This is a genomic window from Dactylosporangium sp. NPDC051087 (assembly GCF_055586325.1).
On the sequence record NZ_JBVJIJ010000093.1, the window covers coordinates 1 to 1,482 of the forward strand.

1 protein-coding gene is annotated in these 1,482 nt (G+C 70.2%); it reads right to left on the reverse strand.

Annotation, left to right across the window (positions count from 1 at the left end; translation table 11 throughout):
- Nucleotides 1-22: 22 nt before the first annotated feature.
- Nucleotides 23-1,306: an IS701 family transposase gene (locus ACZ6TV_RS55200; protein WP_465309786.1), complete on the reverse strand. Its 1,284-nt coding sequence runs from the start codon at nucleotides 1,304-1,306 to the stop codon at nucleotides 23-25.
- Between the last annotated feature and the right edge of the window lie 176 nt (nucleotides 1,307-1,482).

A 1,482-nucleotide genomic window follows, 5' to 3' on the forward strand; every position in this document is an offset into this window, starting at 1 on the left:
CTAGTACGACAGCCCAGGTTCGTTATGTAGATGCTGGTTGATGGATGGTGTGGCCGCGGCGGCGGTAGTGGCTGGTGCGGGCGCGGGCTTGGTGTCGGCGCCGCCAGTTCGACCAGTGCAGGCGGTGGGTGATGGTGTGGGTGGTGTTGGTGATCGTCTGGCTGAAGAGTTGCCGGATTTCGTTGAGCGTCAACGGGATCAGCGTCTGATCGGTGTGCCGGTCACGTTCGCGGGCGGCGATGACGGTGAGGATGGCGTGGGCGAGCATGACGAGGGTGACGTGCCGGTGCCATGAGTCCCAGCGGCGGACCTGGGGCTCGTCCAGGCCGATGGCCTTGCTGGTCTGGAAGCAGGTTTCCACGTTCCAGCGGGTGCCCGCGACCCGGATCAGGGCGCGCAGCGGGACCGGCTGCGGTGACCAGCAGCGGTAGAACGCCAGCTCGCCGTCGCTGATCCGGCGGCGCACGAGCAGGCTGTGGCAGCCGCTGGCCTCGCCGTCGGGCGGGGTGATGGCGATCCACGCCCAGTCGTAGGTCCGTTCGCCTTTCGACCCGGCCCCGGCGGACAGGCGCTGCCAGGCCCGGGCTGGCAGCCCGGCGGTGATCCGGTCGGCGCGGACCGCGCCGTCGACCGGGCGGGCGGTGACCCGGTGGTTCTTGGCGACGGCCAGGACGTAGCCGACGCCGCGGACCTGCAGGTCGCGGCGCAGGTGCTGATCGCCGCCGTAGAACTCGTCCGCGGTGCACCACGCTGCTGCCACGCCCGCGTCGAGGGCCCGGGCGAGCATCCGCCGGCCCAGGGCGATCTTCGTCGCGAACCGCACCTGTTCGGGCACGCCCGCCGCCGCGCATCGGGCGTGGTCGTCGATCCAGGCCTTGGGCAGGTAGACCTCCCGGTCGATCAGCGTGGACCCGCGCGGGCCGGCGTAGGCCAGATAGACCGCTACCTGCGCGTTCTCGATCCGACCGGCGGTACCGGTGTACTGGCGCTGGGTCGCGAGGGTGAGCCGGCCCTTCTTGAGATCACCGGTGTCGTCCAGGATGAGGACCCCGTCCGGGTTGCCGAGCGCGGCGACGGCGTAGCCGCGCACGTCATCGCGGACCTGGTCGGCGTCCCAGACCATCTCACCCAACAGCCGCTGCATCGCATGCGGCGAGCCGTCTCCGGCCTGCTCCGCCAACTGCCAGCACGACCGGGTGTCCACATCGGACAACAACCCGAGCAGGAACGCACGCGCCTGCCGGCGCGGCTCTACCCGCCCGAACCGGCCCGCGATCGCGGCGAACCCGGTGTCGAACTCGGCCAGCCACTCCCTGACGGCTACGCTGTGCCCAGCGGCCGCCGCACGATATTCGATTGTCTCCACAAGTCATCGATGATCATCCGGCGGCCGTCAGTATGCCCGCCGACGCGCCGACCAGCCCGAGCGCCACCAGCCCATCGTCAGGCATCTACATAACGAACCTGGGCTGCCGTACTAGA